This window comes from Synechococcus sp. UW105 (assembly GCF_900473935.1).
Classification (GTDB): domain Bacteria; phylum Cyanobacteriota; class Cyanobacteriia; order PCC-6307; family Cyanobiaceae; genus Synechococcus_C.
Map to the genome: position 1 here is coordinate 33706 of NZ_UCNN01000015.1, position 16541 is coordinate 50246.

The following is a 16541-nucleotide window of genomic DNA, read 5'->3' on the forward strand; positions in this document are numbered from 1 at the left end:
TGTTAACGGTTGAAAATAAATCTAATCGAGCTAAATGCCAAACCAACAATTGCTTTAGGGCTATAGATAGAGAAAAGACATAAACGCCTTGTAAAGGGTAGATCCTGGTTGAAAAATATTCTGATTAAAGCGAGAATGCGCCCTAGGTGACTATGGAAAGTTTTTAAATTAGATTGTTCACGAGAAAGGAAATATCGGGAATAGCTAGGAATGCTTTTACCTGTATGTTTGACAGCTAGGGCATAAACTAAATAATAGTCTTCACCTATTCCGCCATAAGTACCCAACATCTGGTAAAGATATGAGAGGCCGAGGGAAGTTTTGTATGAAAGAGTATTATGAAAAGGGAGAGGAAAATACGATAAGCCGGCGTATGGAAGTTTACGTAGGATAGCGTTTTTACTATTGACAATATATACAGGTTCCCAACAATAGTCGCAACCAGAGTTCAGTAAATTAAATATATTTGCCAAACGAGTAGATGGGTATGTATCATCAACATCCCAGATAGTCGTAAAAGGAGATTTCACATGGAAAAGAGCAAAGTTTCTTGCAAACCCACGACCCATATTACGAGGAAGATGAAATAGTCTGATACGAGGATCAGTTGATGCAAGAGTATTACAAATTTCGGCTGATGAATCTGTCGATCCATCATTGACAATGATCCATTCCCAGTCAAAAAAGGTCTGTGCTTTTATAGATTCATGCGTGGAAACGAGAAAAGAATTGACATTATATATAGGCGAAATAATAGAGATCTTAGGAGTAAAGTTAGGGTGACTAGTCATAAGCTGGTCCTATAGTTCGAGGATTGATACTATGATAATATCTAGACGAAATAATTGCAGTAAGAGCAAAAACAACTGAACCCGCAGAGGTAAACAAAAGATTATAATGTAAACTTGCCAAAAGGAAAAGAACAGTAGTGAAGGAGGGTGAAATAGATATCAATAGTATACCAAGCAGAACACTGCCGATAAAGCCAAGATAATAATATATTTCTAAGTAACCAAAATCACTACCGAAACCGACATGATCTAGAACTGAATGCGTATAACCTAAGAGAGGATGCTCAGATGAAAAGACCAGAGAAAGCCGCCAGATCTTATGATCAACAAAAAGATATGAAATATAACGGAGGCTAAACATAGGAAAAATATATTCAGCATAGGTGAAAAACAAAAACAGAATCAGTGAAAAGATTACGAGGATAACAAGAAAAGTGGTAGAAAATTTGAGGCGTTTAGCCAAATATATGGGAAACTGATAATAGGGGACTAGAATATAGTAAAAAATTAGAGAAGCCAATACGAGTCCAGCTGCTGTACCTGATGCAATAAGAATAAAAGCAATGCAAAATATTGCAAAGCTGATGAATGATAAATATGGTTTATTCTTGAGGTAAGAAAAAGATTGAGTAATAGATACAAATAAAACAACCAATAGTGATCCGGTTGTAGATGGTCTGCCAGTTAACCCGTAAACACGAGCGCTTAACAATTGAGTTGAACCTGTGATCAGTCTTGAGCTTTCTTTAAGCATAGAAGTGAATAAGGGGAACGAAGGATAAAACCACTCTAAAAGTAGTAAAGCAAATACTACAAACAGCATACTTAGAAATAGTTTTGGAAAAAAATTGGATTTAGATGGATAATAAAGCTCTAGGGAAGCGGCTGCAAAATCAACAAGAAAAAGAACAAAAAACCAAGCAAAATATTGACGAAGAATAATAATTTCACTGTAAAGCGAGGAGTCAACGAAAAAGAAACGCGCTGAAAAATAAACAATGATAAGCAATATGCCGATACAATATTTTTTTATTGGAATCGCCAAGGAAACAGAGAAATTATTTGAGATAAAAAGAGAAGCTAGTATGAGGAAAAAACCGTAGAAATACAAAGGTTTATAAAAAACAGTAAGAATGAAACAATAGATAGAAGAAAGGAATAGGATAGACATGATTATCGAGATAAATAAATAGACCTACAAGACCGACTCAGAAAAAATGGGTTTGGTCAAATATGAATAAAGTGTGCTTGGTAGATTTGGGGAGGGATTGCTGTAAGTTTGAATAAAGGAGCTTCTAGCGGCTTGAACATCAGAGGAAAACCACCAGTCGGATAAATAAGACCAGTTATCGATCATCATACGGGCGGCTGAGACAGGGTTATCATGCAATATACCTACATCAGATAGAGAAGTTAGATGGTATTTGGCAGATTTACGAACCTCCCAGTAGATAGGATCCCAAAATATAAGGGTGGGGATATTTAGATAAAGAGATTCAAGAAATGTGGTTGCATTATAAGTGCTGATGAATAGTTTAGTAGATGGATATAATGAATAGATAGGTTTGGTGCCAAGATCAATATCAATATTGGGGAAGAGATGTGACCATCGTTCAGACTGATGATTATTATAATCAGTAGGACATAGTCTTACCTTGAGTATGGCTTGGAGATGAGAAGGTAATTCATTGACAAAAGCGCACTGATCACGGAAATAAGAATTCCATTGACATGCAGAGACTGGTACGCTGTACATGTAATAGCTGTAACGTGGCAGAGCACATTGAACTAATAAGGCAAAACCATCAGAATTATAACGATATTTTTTTCCATATAGCTTTAAGTTTCCACCGGGTATGACCTTGGGTTTCTTACGATCAGCCCACCCCCAACTAAGAAAATAGTCACTAATAGATATCTGATGGTCTTCCGTAAAGTTCCATAGAGAAATCCCATAATTACCACCATGCTGGCCTACAAAAAAAGTTGTAGTAGAGTTGGATATTGTTTCAGCCACCCAAGCTTTAAAAAAGTCTTGACTGTGGTTGGAATTGGAATCAAAAATAGTTCTTGGATTATTAGGCCAAGGTGATTTCAAAATAAGGTCGATAAGATCTAAGTATCCTTCTAAATAAATAGTAGGCAGGTGCCTAGGAATAAAGATGGACAAAAGCTTGATGAATTCATCACTAATGGAGGGTATGCTACAGTTTTGTAGATTTAGTTGAAAACAACGAGCGTTAATGTTGAGAGAGCTATGTGAAATATGGGGAGAAAAGTTGTGTATAGGAGTCTGGCGAAGAAGAGTGAGAAGAGCAGAATTTAAAGCAGAGCTAAAGTATGTTGAAATGAAGAAATGCTTTTGGTTCTTTAGGGGAAACTTATACAGAATTGAAGAGATTGAATAGATCAACCGTCTGAAGAGGATTGAAATACGGGGAAGTACATTAAATAACTTAGTCTCTGCGCCTGCTTCAACCAAACTGACTCGTTCAATGGCATGAAATTCTAAGAAGTTGAGAATTTGGCCAAAAATCATTTCATTCCAAGGGTCATTTGTAATCATTTCATTGAAAGTCAACATATCTCTTGGAACAAGATCATATATATTGCGATTAATAATGCTTACATATGATATGTCATATAGATTTATAGCGTATTTAAGCATGTACCAACGATCAAAGAGTATTTGCGTAAATGTTCCAAGCCAAGGAGCGAGAAGTATCCTCCAATAACGCTTATCATAGGACTTGTTATGAATGAGATTAAGCTGATGAGTGAGAGTGTCTAGAAGATGTTCGTGAAGTAAGCTTAGAGAACAGTAATCCCTATATAATTTAGTGCGGTCATTCCAATGATATTTTACTGTTAATGAATCAAGACTGCTCCAAATATGTTTACGTGGAAACAAACAACACCATTCACCTAAAAATAATACAGGTTGAGCATCATGAGGCCATGTAGCCTCAATTGGGGTGGTGATCAAAACTCTCTTTGCCATAGTATTTAAAGTTCATTAGTTAGATGGGGTTGATTGAGGCTGGCATGGAAGAAGTTTGCTAAAGCATTCGATCTACTAGCGAATAATACATAAGATCACTTATGTAAGATGTAGTTGAATACTACATCACGGAAAAAAGAGAAATGGTGCCACAAAATTAGCATGTTGTTGGCAGATGCAATTATGTATAGGATAAATAACTATGCATTAAACAAATTCTTCTTGATGATAAGTATTTAGTGATCTTAAAATAATCAATGGGCAAGGGGTGCGTCGCATAGATGTATTATAAGAGGAAATATGGGTTGGTATGAATTGGTTATAGAGCAATGAATCTAGAGTAAAAGAGGCTATAGACTCGATAACTTACTAAACATGAGGTTTGTAAGAGGCTGAAAGCAGCATGACTTCTTTAGAGAACCGAACCCATTTAGATGATGACTTGAAAATTGATGGAATCAGTAAACGTGTAATCTCGGCTAAAGGAAAAAGGTATTTGCCATAATTGCCCCAAAGAATAGGAAGTTGACGGAATTTTTGAACCTTAACAGAATCGAAACCGTGAATTAATAGAATGTCCCGTAATGAAGAACTCATAAAAGGGGTTCTATGTGTATAGTCTTCAAAGTAGATTCGATAGTTATAGGTCCAATCTGGACATAAAATGATTGCCAAACCCCCTGGCTTAAGAACCCGATAAACTTCAGAAATCATACGTTCAGGATAATAAAAGTGTTCAATGACAGATTTTGAATAAACAACATCGAAAAAATTATCTTCATAAGGAATACCATCAATTTCTATATCGGATATTTTAAGTATGGCTTGTGGGCAGTAATGTTTAGCAGCAATTGACTGATCAACACCGTAACCATTTACACCCTGGTCAATAAAACCAGCAAGAAATTCACCACGGCCACAGCCAACATCGAGAAGCTTGTCACCAGACTGTATATTGAAACGCTCAAATAGATAACGAGTTAATTTCTTCGGGTAGGAAGTCAGAGGACGATCAACCTCGTTGTAAACAACAGATACATAATCAATGCGCTTATCAGCCATAAAGAAAAAATTCTGAACTGAACGGAGGAATGTGAAAGGGATATGGTGTTACTGAATAAATCAATCAAGCATCAGTTGAAAATCAAACTTTGTCTTCATTCTAGCTTTCGAAAAGGGGGCTCATGAAGATTCTCATAAATTTTTCATACAAGTAGATTTGACGGGTAAGGGCTAAATATGGCAATTATATGTAGGCTATTCAAATTTAGTCAAAAATCTACGCCAGAGAGGTAAAGACAAATCACAGTTAAATATTTTAGTAGCGTCAAATTGGTGATCAGATGCTTCGTCTATAAATGTTTGGCAAAACAGTAAGAGATCGTCAGCAGAACGAGCATAATGCACAAAAGAAGAGGATCTTAAAGGTGAGTTATTCAAAAATTGCTCATCATGAAACAAGCAAACCTTAAAACCCATGAATAGACAATCTAAAATAACGGAGCTATTAGCAGGTACAATAGCTAGTTTGTAGAGAGGACGGAGGCTGGATAAAGGAAGATAGGAGATTTCTACAAATGGTATGGACTGCTTAACAAAAGAGAGAGTGGATGCAGTTGACGAGGGATGTGGTTTAAACAAAAAAGTGTATGTTCCGCCAGAGAGTGAGTATAGTTTTGATACAGCTGAAATCATTGACCTTGTATAGTTGTCATAAAAATCACCAAAAAATAGTATAGTAGGCTTGATATGCGAATTGCCAATAGTAGAAAAGGGTTTATGAGCCAGAGAATCAACTCTACGTACTAAATGAAGATAACGAAGAGATTCAACACGTATAACTCTGGATGGGTGAATGCCAAATGAGGTCCAGATCTGATCGGATAGAGGTCCAGATGAGGCAATGATGTCTGCAGAAAGCCTAATGTCCTGGAGTAGTGTATCGTCAAGTGGTTGACGTAGCGAATTATCAAATAGCTTTAAATCCCAAAATCGAGTAGTTGAGTGAGGGTATGCAACAGATCTGCCGGAATGATTATTGTGAAATGCTTGAAGAGCAAGAGATTCCCAGCCAAAGCCCTCAGACAGATATAGGAAGAGAATAGACGGAGGACTCGCTCTGAAGGCAGTATCGAATAAGTGAGAAAGTAGAATAGAATGAATAGCTTGTTTCCCGAAAAGAGAATTAATATACTCTTCTAAAAGTAGGGGATAAAAATCAAATTCTAAGATCTTGAATCTAGGCACATGAGTGTTGCTGACAAGTATTTTAAAGTAATCACAAATTGTGCTTTTGAGCACTTTTAGCGAGACAAAGGAAGAAATATCGAGATGAATATTATTTCCATTGTTATGGGCAAGTAGTTTAAAGAATAACTTTATAGACGGCAAAAGACCATTTGAGGGCATATATATATGCAAAAAACGTAAGGGGCTATTTGAATATGCAGGCAAAGCAGAAGGTAGACTAGCCCAAAACTTGTCTGTCAATGATTGGTCAAATATGGAGGAAACTGTAGCGTAGTTAAGTACAATAAAACTAGAGGGTAAAGAAGCCCATCGCTTAATATTCAAAAAGAGAATTGGAAAGCGAATGAAGCAATAGCCAAGTAGCCAAGAGAGTGATTTAAATGAATAAAGAAATTTTCGCGTGATCGGTAGTGAATCAATTTTGTTGATTGAGGTTTTGAAAGGAGAAGATGTCCGATGATTGAGGACTGAATAAGATTTTTGTGTATCCGAAAAAATACTTCTTAGCAATAAGCATTCAGTCTCAAGGTATACATTAACGCGTGCTTTGTCATCATACGTATCATTTATCCAACAACTAAATGCAAGACATTTAAGAATCAATGGTATGCAGCTGTTTGCTGAAAGATTATGCTTTTCATAAATAGTTGAAGCAGGCCAAATGTCAATATTGTTTGACAATGTGGAATAAAAAGGGATAGATTTGCAAATATCAGATTTAAGAGAGTGAACCCAATTAAGATAAATATCCTTGACTTGATTGGCATAGAGCTCGATGATGCGAGTAATAGGTAGGGCATTTATTGCCTCATGAGAATTATTATTCCACAGAATTATGGAGTCATAGCCGTATGTCGATGGATTATGCTTTGAATCCCAAATTAGTATATTAGGCATATTTATAGAATTAATTGCGCAACAAAGTCAAGAAATGCGTTTCAAGTTTGACATTAATATATGTGCAGCATAGTTCTTGTTGTTGTATTTAATGGAAGCGTAGTAGCCCTTATGTGCGTATTCATATGCCACAGCACGGTGAGTGAGAAGATACTTCAGTTTATCATATAAAGACCAATTATATGTTACTAACCAACAGTCCTTAAAACCTGGATTGATAAATGGATTTTTGTACGGATCGGCTGAGGTCAGGAGTGCATTAAAGTTGGCAAGTGCCTCGTATGCAAATAACCCTGGTGCCATAGAATAAAGCTCGTTGATTACAATGTGGCTTGGAGGAGTTCTAATTCATCGGCGGCATGATGAAAATATTGCACAAGTTCTACTGTTGTCTCATCAACAATCAAGAGTAATTTTTCCTCAGGGAGCATACCTCCAAAATGGGAGAGAAGATATCGAGAAACATTGGAGAGCTGGGTAAAAGAAGAATCATTAGTCATAGTTCATTCATAGATGTGATGATCAAAATATGTATCAGGATGGATTAGTAAATAAATTAAGGGATGCAGGGAACGGACATGCTCAGAAATAGATCTGGTATCACCAGATTGCAATTTTCCATGCGAATAACATTTCCATTGAGTCCACTCAGAGTCACTAATGTAGAAAGATGAATTAAATAAATTAAAACTCGGAGAATTGTCATAGGCCTCATAAACAAGGCCAAACTCTTCAGGATTACGATCAACCCAAAAATCTAAATTGTTAAATCCTGTCATGCCGCCGTGACTAGCTACACCACGGACTGATATATCGAGAATAGTGTTCAAAGTTGATAAATCCCTACGTAAACAATCTGCCGGATCTTCATGCCAGATACAGGCTTGGTCAATAATTTCACTATGATAACCTATTTCATGTCCTGAATCGCGAATTGACCTTAAAATTTTATAACTTTCGAAAGAGAACGGGTTGTATTCTTTTGCATGTAAGCGGACAAAAAAAGTAGCATTAATCCCTAGCCGATTAAACATCTCTTTCAAGCGATCTGCTTTTTTGACAGACATATCGATATCTACTCTGTTGACAATGGTTAGAGGCGAAAGATTGCATTTTTTTTGAGAGTATTCAAAACATGAAATAAATTCATATCCAGCTTTAATTGCTGCAATATATTGATTTTCCAAATTTTGATATGTAAAGCTAAATTTTTTTTTCATTTTAAAAGCCCATGAATTAATTTGTTGTCTGGGAAATTTACTAACACTCCCATGCCTTGTTTTTGAAACACAACCATACTGCCTAGAGCTACTGCAGAAGAGCCACCCTTCTTCACAACATTAACAATATCCTGTAAGTTGCCTGCACCACCATGAGCAATCAGAGGAATAGACAAGGCGTTGGCAACACTATGTACAAGCTCGAGATCAAAACCATTCCAAGTTCCTTCGCGATCGATAGAAGTAAGCATGATCTCACCAGCGCCGAACATTTCAGCTTTCTTCGCCCAGACCACCGGATCAAGGTCTGTGCGCCTTCGGCCATTCCGAGTACGCACAGTATTTGCTCCGAAAAGTCCTCTCTTGACGTCAATAGAGACAATAACTGCTTGGCTCCCATAAACGGTCGATATTTCGCGGATAAGATCAGGTCTCTCTATCGCAGCAGTATTGATAACCACCTTCTCAATACCGGCAGCAAAGATAGCGCGAGCATCCTCCAACGAGCGGACACCGCCACCGATACCAAGTGGCATGAAACACTCATCAGCCAGGTCAGCAATTAGGTGATAATCGGGTCCGCGATGAAAACGATCTGGAGTAATATCTAGTACTAATAGCTCATCAACCTCGAGCTCATTGAAAATACGAACGGTATTACAAGGGTCTCCGACATATTCAAATCGATTAAATTGGATAGTCTTGACTAGACAACCCTCACGAACAAGCAATACAGGAATAACTCTGGTTCTTAACATGAAAAGTACGCAAAGTTTTTTAATAGCTGCATACCGAAGCGGTGACTCTTCTCAGGATGGAATTGTGCACCCATTATGTTTGAATGTTGCACAGCAGCAGCAAAATCCTGTCCATGCCTGGTTCTCAGGACCGTGTCATGCGGATCGTCAGTTTTAACACAAAACGAGTGAACGAAATAGAAGCGAATCTCCCCATCAAGGTGATCTGTGAGCTTAGATTGACGAGTTCGTTCCGCAACGTTCCAGCCCATATGCGGAATCTTGATACCAGATTCCGAAGGGATCCGACGAGTGACCGCAGGAATCCAACCTAAGCCAGGTCGGGTACCTTCCTCGCTTCCGCGTGTTAGCAGTTGCATTCCCAGACAGATTCCCAATATAGGCACCTTTTGATGCAGAGCTTTATCGTCTAACACTTGCCGAATTCCTGAATCATCAATCCTTTCCATCGCGGCATCAAACGCACCAACACCAGGAAGAATGATGCTAGAAGCATTCGAAATTCGCACCGGATCACAGGTTACTTCACAATCAACCTCAACCCGACGGAGCATATTAACCACCGAGCCTAAGTTGCCCATGCCATAATCAATAATAGTAATCATTCAGATTATTTAGATGGGAAACAATACTTCAAATAAAAGCTCATGGGGACTAGATCAGCTTTTGCGAGCAACTTAAACAGTAGTCTAAACCGCTCAAAACGTCTTTTATAGGTAGGGAATTCGGACCAATCACGTGGTGGCTCGCTCATGACAAGAGAGTACTCAGAAGGAGAGATATTAAGTCTCTTTAAAAAGTAGTCAAGCAATTGCCGCTCAACTATTGGAGGTGAATTGTACTCAGCCCAAGCAGTAGCGCGATCCATAGATCCATTGCGAACACGAGCTGCAAGTGTGTTATTCCGAAGATCACCACCGAATTTTTCCGGCATGTAGATACTATGGTAAAAAGCCGTCATACGGTTTTCAAGATGGTGTCCACCGTAATATTGCCAGCCATAACGCTGATTAAGAAGAAGTTGAGCTTCTTCCTTGGAGTAGTTAAGATACCAAAGAGGACGGATAAATTTCGGCTTGTCGATAATAGCTGACTTTAAAAACCTCGAAAACGTCATCAACGGATAGGTCCGTAACTGCTGCTCACCAAAAAGTCGATGGATAGACTGAATGTACTTGCCGTCGAAATAATTCCGCCCGAGTGGAGTAATACCTTCCTCAATAAATGAATGTCCTTCCAATATTGCACTAATTCCGTATTTAGCAGCCACTCTCCTCAGTGTATATGCATAACCCAAATCAGTAGAGGCTTCAATTTCAGCAACACCCGCGAAAAAAAAGGATCGAAAAATATCATCAATTTCTTTATTGTTTACAACGTGAGTGTATAAATCAACCCCTGTGCTAAAAAGAACTTTACGAATATTCTGAGTCGCGATCGCAGTATTCCATGTGTTGTCGTAATGAACTGCAAGTGGTCGCAAACCCTGTTCGACTGCCCAATGAATAAGATATGACGAATCAGTCCCTCCACTAACGCCGATAACGCAATCATATCTTTTTTTTCGACCTTCAAAACGGATCTCATCTATAATTTTTTTAAGGCGATTTTTACCATTTAACTTTCCTGTAGCGTACTGCGCTGACAAACTTTCGACCTGTCTACAATAGTTACATACACCCTCCGAATCGAAAGTGATAGAGGGTACGCGTTCATCGTAAATACATCGACTGCAAATACGAACGTTAGCAAGAGAAATATCCGGATTAAGCCTATACATTGCTGTTTCGGTCATTAACAACAGGTCCAACTATTTGACATGGATTTCCGTAAGCCTTCATTGCATTTGGCACATCATTCAAAACAACACTATTTGCTCCAATAATACAGCCATCTCCGATACTTACACCTTTAGCAATGATAACGTTTGGACCAACATAACAATTACTCCCAACCGTTGTAGGAGCCCGCTCAATTTCAACATTGCCACCAGAAGTTGCCCATTTCACGGAATCGTGAGTATAAATCTGCACCCCCGCGGCAATAGAGCAATGCGAACCAATTGACAAACTCCCGGTACCATCAAGTAACACCCAAGGACCTATCCAAGTATTAGCGCCAACAGATACATTGCCCAATACAATAGAACTATCGTAGATACTGGCTCCCTCTCCAAAACCAAGAAGTCGTGCTTTTTCCCATCGATTAACGATATAATCACCGAACGGTAAAGTTCGCTTAATTTTAGTATTCAGATCATCGCGTGCAGCACGCCATACGGTTTGGAGCCGACTCAAAGTATATTCTTCGTTCATGACAAAACCTCATTTAAATACTGATCTACATTTAAGATTGACCAAATTAAAAGACGATTATTACGTTCACCACGCAAATGTTGTTCTATAAGGGGGACGATAGCATTGCGGTCCAAAACAGAGTAGATAACGGCGTCATTATCAACGAGTCTATGTCTAACGAAATCGATGCTCTCGCCCCGAAACCAGCTTGCATCGGGAGAAGAAAAACCTTGCTTTTTAGCTTGCACTGCCTCGCTGGGGATATATTTTGCCATAACTTCGCGAAGTATCTGCTTCCCATCATTAGTCTTCTGAAAGTAGATATTCGGTTTATCGCTATGAACATTCTCATTGATTCGTAGAACTTCTGAAAGATTATTGAGCTTCAAGCCTACAGGACAAGACATAGCAAAATCCACAAGTTCGTTATCCATAAAAGGGACCCTATTCTCTAAACCATTCGCCATCGAAAGCTTATCTTCAACCACAAACAATCCATGCAGAAAAGTCTTGGCCTCAAGATATAGAGAATGATTGATATAATCTTCTGGTTTTACCAACTCATTGTCATGAGTTGCAAAGACACTCCTAAAGACATCTCGAGTCCATACTCCATCAACTTCATTAGCAATTGGTGCAAACATTTTTTTAAGTTGCTTGTTGTCCACTAGGCGCTGCCAGTAGAGATAATACTGATCGATGTATTGCTCGAAGTTCTGGCAATTAGCGGCCCTGTAGTACCGCCATGGATAACCGCCGAAAAGCTCATCTCCACCACTACCAGATAACACAACCTTCACAAACTTACTAGTAAGTTTTGCTGCGTAATAGTTTGGATAACTCTGCCCAACGCGGGGCTCCTCAAGGTGACGCGCCACATGAGGCAGTGATCGTTCCATATCTCCTGCCTTGAGAACCATCTCGTAGTGCTCAGTCTTAAACTGAGCGGACATAGCTTCAGCTTTCGTACGTTCGTCAAAAGATAATTCAATGCCAGAGGCGGAGCTGAGATCGAATCCGCAAGTGAAAGTCTTGAGGTTAGAGCAACTCTGAGCAGCGATAGCTGTAATTGAACCCGAATCCATGCCTCCTGATAGGTATGCACCGAGCTCTACATCGCCCACAAGTTGCCTATTCACAGCTTGCCTGAAAAGCCGGTCAAGTTCCTCTACATACTCTTCGCGGCAAAGTGGGCTCTGAGGCTCACGGAAGCGGTAGTCCCAGTAACGATGGAGCTCCAAGCAATCAGCTTGGTCTAATCTCAGCGTCAGGAAGTGACCAGCCGGCAAGATGTTGATGTCCTGCAGCAGTGTCTGGTCGGTGAAGATGTTCTGAAAGGTGAAATATTCGAGCAATGCCGGCTTATTAAGCTCTCGTCGAAAACCTGGATGGGCAATGATTGCCTTCTGTTCTGAGCCAAACGCAAATCGGCCCGACTGGTCGCTGTAGTAGAGGGGCTTGATCCCGTAGCGATCGCGCGCAAGCAGCAGAGTTTGTTCCTTGCGGTCCCACAGAGCCAGCCCAAACATGCCGTTGAATTTCAGAAGCGCCTCCGTGCCCCAGCGCGCAAGCGCATAGAGCACTACTTCGCTATCGGTTTGGCTGCGGAACCAGAACCCTTCTGCTTCTAATTCGGTGCGAAGTTCGCGGTAGTTATAGATCTCACCGTTATAGCTAAGCACCCAGCGGTGGTCAGCGCTGATCATCGGCTGATGGCCCGCGGGGCTCAAATCGATGATGGCCAGACGCCTATGCCCGAGGCCAACATTGCCTTCTATCCAATGGCCTTCACTGTCAGGACCGCGGTGCTCAATCGCATCGGTCATCTTTTTGAGAATGACCGGAGATATCGGATCCCCGTTGAAATCGATCAGACCCGTAATGCCACACATCAGAGCAACCGACTAAGCACAACATCAATCACATGCTTCTGCTCATCGGCGAGCATCCCATGAAACAGGGGCAACGAAATACTGCAATCGTTGGCAGCCTGAGCTGCAGGGAACTGTTCAGCCTTTAATTCGTACTTCTTTCGGTAGTAGCTGAGCATGTGCACTGCATGAGTGGCAGGGCGGGTTGACACACCCTGCTGCTGTAACTCTTCCATCCAGGCATTCCGCCGCTCATGCACTGCGTTGAGCTGCTGCTGATTGCCCGTCTTTAGGGCCTGGTGCACTTGGATGGGTTCAAACAAGCATGGGTAGCTCTGAAAGCCGTGGCCGTAACCGGCTGGCGCCGCCGGTGTCTGCAGCCAATCCAGATCAGCAAAGGCAGTGTCATAGGTCGCTGCCAGATGTCGGCGTTCAGCCACGATTGCATCAGCGCGTTGCATCTGAGAGGCGCCCAGCGCAGCCTGGAGGTCGGTCATACGCTGGTTGTAACCGGCCTCAGGATGATCTGCTAGCAGATAGGGCCTCGGACCTAGGTGCCGCTGGAGATCACTCATAGCCGCACCGTGATCCCGCAGACGTCGCAACCGCTCAGCCAACTGGGCATCGTTAGTGGTGATCATCCCCCCCTCGCCAGTGGTGATCGCCTTTCGAGGGTGAAAACTGAAGCAGCCAGTATTCCCTAGTGACCCGACATGGCTGCCCTTAAAGGTTGAACCGAATCCGCAAGCTGCATCCTCCACCACCCAGAGCCCATGGCGCCGGGCTACGGCATTAATGGCCTCCATATCAGCAGCCAGGCCGAACAAATGCACCGGCAAAATCGCCTTAGTACTAGGGGTGATCAGCTCTTCAAGGCCGGCGGGGTCAATGTTGAAAGTTGCCAGATCAATGTCGGCAAACACCACGCTGCCACCAAGGTGCTCCACCACGTTGGCGGTAGAAATCCAGGTAAAAGCGGGCACAATGGCTTCGTCACCTGGACCAAAACCTAAAGCCGCCAAAGAGAGATGCAGGCCTGTTGTGCAGCTGGTAACCGCAATACTGTGCTCAGCCCCCGTGAACGCGCTCCAGGCCTGTTCAAAATCCCGCACCTTGGGGCCCTGCACCAACCATCCGCTACGCAACGGCTCAAGCACGCTTTGAATTTCAGGCTCAGTGAGGCCTGTGCGAGCAATCGGAATGTTCATTGAAGGATGATTGCTCATGCCGAGACCCTCTGTGCATCGCGACGGGCTTCCACCTCAGCCTTATGAGAAGAGCGCCAATCGATCAAGCGCTGCAGGCCCTCCCGGAGATCGGTCGCAGCGGTATAACCGATTTCTTGACTTGCTTTCTCAGGACAACCGATACGGTTACGAACGAGAGTGGCCTGGCTACGCGGTGCATAGTTAATGGTGTTCGATGTGCCCGTGAGTTCGATCAACAACTCAGCTAAATCTTTGAGAGATGTTCTAATTCCTGTTCCGACATTGTAGAAGGAATCAGAAGCTGTCGCCTTCATAGCGCACACATTAGCTTGAGCACAATCTTCAACAGAAACAAAATCAAACGCCTCTGAGCCGTCTCCAAGAATGGTTGGACTTTCGCCACGATCAATAGCATCCAACATCTTCATAATTACAGCGATGTAAGCTCCCTGATAGTCCTGACGGGGCCCGTACACGTTCATGTAGCGCAGACCCACATAATCAAGTCCATAGCGATGATGAAATGAGCGCAACATCGCTTCGCCGCATATTTTGGTAGCTCCATAGAAATTTTTATTATTAAAGGGATGGTCTTCGGTCATTGGCTCGCTTAGGGCATCGCCATAAACAGAAGCCGATGAGGAGTAAACCAGCCGCTCTACCCCTGCCTTAGTGCATGCCTCCATCACATTGAAGGTGCCGCGGACATTCACATCAAATGCGGAGCGCGGAAACTCATGACACTGGAGCAGCCATAGCGCTGCCAGATGGAACACACCGTCAGCGCCCTGCATAGACGCCTCCAGGATGTCGCTTTGAAGAATATCACCGCCGATATCATAAACCTTGAAGCGTGGGTCCTGGCGGGCCTGAGCCAGATTTTCCATGCGCCCACGCACAAAGTTGTCATAAACAATCACCTGACCTACATCTTCTTTGAGAAGTGCATCAACCGTGTGGGAACCTATCAGGCCGGCACCACCAATCACGAGGAGCTTCTTACCGCGAATGTCCATCAGTTAGAAAACAAAGAAGATTGATCAAGGATGAGGTCAGCCAAAGCGAAGCTAGCCGTGAACGCAGGGGAAATAGCATTCAGCACATGTGTACTGGAATGGCCATGCTCCAGTCGAAAGTCCTGCACTAACTCCCCTGCTCTTCGATCGTAGAGCTGAGCACGAATGCCTACCTTCTGACTCGGGATTAGATGCTCACTGCGCAAGCCCGGTACCAAGGCCTGAGCTGCTTTGAGAAACAAGGGCTTGATGCCATGCAGGGCCTGCTCTCTCGCATAGCGGCGAAAGCCGCCTGCGTTGCGCCACCACTGGCTAGCTAGATCGCCCATGAACTGAATGGCCATGAGCGGCTCAATCCCCTCGAAACCTCGGTAGTTTTCACGTCCCAAGGCCGGGATAGCCGTTGGCCCAAGGCTAACCGTGCCATCCGGGCTGGGTGTCACATGAACACCTAAAAATGGTACGTGCAGATCTGGAACTGGATAAAGATTGGTGCGAAAATTAAAGGGAGCACGTGGATGAAGCTGCCAGTAGATGCCCTTAAATGGCAAAAGTGTGCAGCATTCTCCTAGTCCAAATGCACGCGCCACACGATCGGCCTGTAAACCTGCAGCATTAAATAAAAAACCATATGTAAACGTAGTAGTGGTGTCGCCAAGTTGTGAAACGCGGAGCTGCCTCGCTTGCGGGTTAACAGCATCCAACTGAGCTCCGACAATAAACCTTACTCCCCGCTCCTTGAGCCGTTGCTCTAACCGCTTAAGAACCAGCTTGGGCTTTACCACGCAAGTACTTGGACTCCATAGAGCTCGACTCGAGGCTGTGTGGCCATCAGGCACCAGCTCGAGAAACTTCTCTTCATCGATCAGCTTTACCTCAGCACCATTGGCACGACCGCGCTCGAGAAGCAACTCCAACTGGCCATCAAGCTCAGCAGTCTGAGGCACAATTACCTTGCCACAGGCCAGCACAGGTAAGCCCTCAGATTCACACCATGCGCGTAAGCGCTTGGCTCCCTGCACGCATACATTTGCCTTGAGAGTTTTCGGAGGGTAATAAATTCCGGCATGCAAAACACCACTATTGCGACCGGAACTGTGTCGCCCGATCTCGGGTTCCTTATCGATCACAGCAATCGAAAGATGTTTGTCATGTTCGATGAGTTGATTGGCTATTGCCATCCCAACCATTCCACCACCCAATATGACAATATCGCTGATGACCTCAGTCAT

The 16541-nt window shown here is 42.5% G+C and carries 15 protein-coding genes; all 15 read right to left on the bottom strand.

All coding sequences use genetic code 11. The features are described from left to right. Positions 1-2 precede the first annotated feature (2 nt). Complete coding sequence (locus DXY16_RS05655) at positions 3-791, bottom strand: glycosyltransferase family 2 protein (protein WP_115120275.1); 789 nt, start codon at positions 789-791, stop codon at positions 3-5. Continuing rightward, the gene (locus DXY16_RS14350) at positions 784-1962 is read right to left on the bottom strand and encodes a hypothetical protein (protein ID WP_137007033.1); all 1179 of its coding nucleotides are present in this window, start codon (positions 1960-1962) and stop codon (positions 784-786) included. The genes DXY16_RS05655 and DXY16_RS14350 overlap by 8 nt, the downstream gene beginning before the upstream one ends. Positions 1963-1986: 24 nt before the next feature. Beyond that, positions 1987-3792 carry an LIC12162 family protein gene (locus tag DXY16_RS05660; RefSeq protein WP_115120276.1) on the bottom strand — a complete coding sequence of 602 codons (1806 nt, stop codon included), beginning with the start codon at positions 3790-3792 and terminating at the stop codon, positions 1987-1989. Positions 3793-4161: 369 nt separating this feature from the next. After that, complete coding sequence (locus tag DXY16_RS05665) at positions 4162-4854, bottom strand: class I SAM-dependent methyltransferase (protein ID WP_115120277.1); 693 nt, start codon at positions 4852-4854, stop codon at positions 4162-4164. A gap of 195 nt (positions 4855-5049) precedes the next feature. After that, positions 5050-6939 (bottom strand): hypothetical protein, encoded by a 1890-nt coding sequence (locus DXY16_RS14355; protein WP_137007034.1) that lies wholly within the window; start codon positions 6937-6939, stop codon positions 5050-5052. 320 nt (positions 6940-7259) lie between these two features. After that, complete coding sequence (locus tag DXY16_RS14360; protein WP_137007035.1) at positions 7260-7439, bottom strand: hypothetical protein; 180 nt, start codon at positions 7437-7439, stop codon at positions 7260-7262. 3 nt (positions 7440-7442) lie between these two features. Next, entirely contained in the window at positions 7443-8159 is a 717-nt protein-coding gene (locus DXY16_RS14365) for a hypothetical protein (protein ID WP_137007036.1), read from the bottom strand. After that, positions 8156-8917: an AglZ/HisF2 family acetamidino modification protein gene (locus DXY16_RS05670; RefSeq protein ID WP_115120278.1), complete on the bottom strand. Its 762-nt coding sequence runs from the start codon at positions 8915-8917 to the stop codon at positions 8156-8158. Before DXY16_RS05670 ends, DXY16_RS14365 begins: the two co-directional genes overlap by 4 nt. Next, the gene (hisH, locus tag DXY16_RS05675) at positions 8911-9522 is read right to left on the bottom strand and encodes an imidazole glycerol phosphate synthase subunit HisH (protein ID WP_115120279.1); all 612 of its coding nucleotides are present in this window, start codon (positions 9520-9522) and stop codon (positions 8911-8913) included. The genes DXY16_RS05670 and hisH overlap by 7 nt, the downstream gene beginning before the upstream one ends. 5 nt (positions 9523-9527) lie before the next feature. Next, positions 9528-10712, bottom strand: coding sequence for an N-acetyl sugar amidotransferase (locus DXY16_RS05680; RefSeq protein WP_198410755.1), 1185 nt, complete (start codon positions 10710-10712; stop codon positions 9528-9530). Beyond that, entirely contained in the window at positions 10690-11232 is a 543-nt protein-coding gene (locus DXY16_RS05685) for a DapH/DapD/GlmU-related protein (RefSeq protein WP_115120281.1), read from the bottom strand. The genes DXY16_RS05680 and DXY16_RS05685 overlap by 23 nt, the downstream gene beginning before the upstream one ends. Then, positions 11229-13106 (bottom strand): asparagine synthase (glutamine-hydrolyzing), encoded by a 1878-nt coding sequence (gene asnB, locus DXY16_RS05690; protein ID WP_115120282.1) that lies wholly within the window; start codon positions 13104-13106, stop codon positions 11229-11231. The genes DXY16_RS05685 and asnB overlap by 4 nt, the downstream gene beginning before the upstream one ends. After that, positions 13106-14311 (bottom strand): DegT/DnrJ/EryC1/StrS aminotransferase family protein, encoded by a 1206-nt coding sequence (locus DXY16_RS05695; RefSeq protein ID WP_198410756.1) that lies wholly within the window; start codon positions 14309-14311, stop codon positions 13106-13108. Before DXY16_RS05695 ends, asnB begins: the two co-directional genes overlap by 1 nt. Next, complete coding sequence (locus DXY16_RS05700; RefSeq protein WP_115120284.1) at positions 14308-15309, bottom strand: NAD-dependent epimerase/dehydratase family protein; 1002 nt, start codon at positions 15307-15309, stop codon at positions 14308-14310. The genes DXY16_RS05695 and DXY16_RS05700 overlap by 4 nt, the downstream gene beginning before the upstream one ends. Then, positions 15309-16541, bottom strand: a complete 1233-nt coding sequence (gene lhgO / locus DXY16_RS05705; RefSeq protein ID WP_115120285.1) for an L-2-hydroxyglutarate oxidase — start codon at positions 16539-16541, stop codon at positions 15309-15311. Before lhgO ends, DXY16_RS05700 begins: the two co-directional genes overlap by 1 nt.

Coding starts and splice junctions, on each gene's coding strand:
- DXY16_RS05655 (WP_115120275.1), bottom strand. CDS start 791: ATGACTAGTCACCCTAACTTTACTCCTAAGATCTCTATTATTTCGCCT.
- DXY16_RS14350 (WP_137007033.1), bottom strand. CDS start 1,962: ATGTCTATCCTATTCCTTTCTTCTATCTATTGTTTCATTCTTACTGTT.
- DXY16_RS05660 (WP_115120276.1), bottom strand. CDS start 3,792: ATGGCAAAGAGAGTTTTGATCACCACCCCAATTGAGGCTACATGGCCT.
- DXY16_RS05665 (WP_115120277.1), bottom strand. CDS start 4,854: ATGGCTGATAAGCGCATTGATTATGTATCTGTTGTTTACAACGAGGTT.
- DXY16_RS14355 (WP_137007034.1), bottom strand. CDS start 6,939: ATGCCTAATATACTAATTTGGGATTCAAAGCATAATCCATCGACATAC.
- DXY16_RS14360 (WP_137007035.1), bottom strand. CDS start 7,439: ATGACTAATGATTCTTCTTTTACCCAGCTCTCCAATGTTTCTCGATAT.
- DXY16_RS14365 (WP_137007036.1), bottom strand. CDS start 8,159: ATGAAAAAAAAATTTAGCTTTACATATCAAAATTTGGAAAATCAATAT.
- DXY16_RS05670 (WP_115120278.1), bottom strand. CDS start 8,917: ATGTTAAGAACCAGAGTTATTCCTGTATTGCTTGTTCGTGAGGGTTGT.
- hisH (WP_115120279.1), bottom strand. CDS start 9,522: ATGATTACTATTATTGATTATGGCATGGGCAACTTAGGCTCGGTGGTT.
- DXY16_RS05680 (WP_198410755.1), bottom strand. CDS start 10,712: ATGACCGAAACAGCAATGTATAGGCTTAATCCGGATATTTCTCTTGCT.
- DXY16_RS05685 (WP_115120281.1), bottom strand. CDS start 11,232: ATGAACGAAGAATATACTTTGAGTCGGCTCCAAACCGTATGGCGTGCT.
- asnB (WP_115120282.1), bottom strand. CDS start 13,106: ATGTGTGGCATTACGGGTCTGATCGATTTCAACGGGGATCCGATATCT.
- DXY16_RS05695 (WP_198410756.1), bottom strand. CDS start 14,311: ATGAGCAATCATCCTTCAATGAACATTCCGATTGCTCGCACAGGCCTC.
- DXY16_RS05700 (WP_115120284.1), bottom strand. CDS start 15,309: ATGGACATTCGCGGTAAGAAGCTCCTCGTGATTGGTGGTGCCGGCCTG.
- lhgO (WP_115120285.1), bottom strand. CDS start 16,541: ATGACTGAGGTCATCAGCGATATTGTCATATTGGGTGGTGGAATGGTT.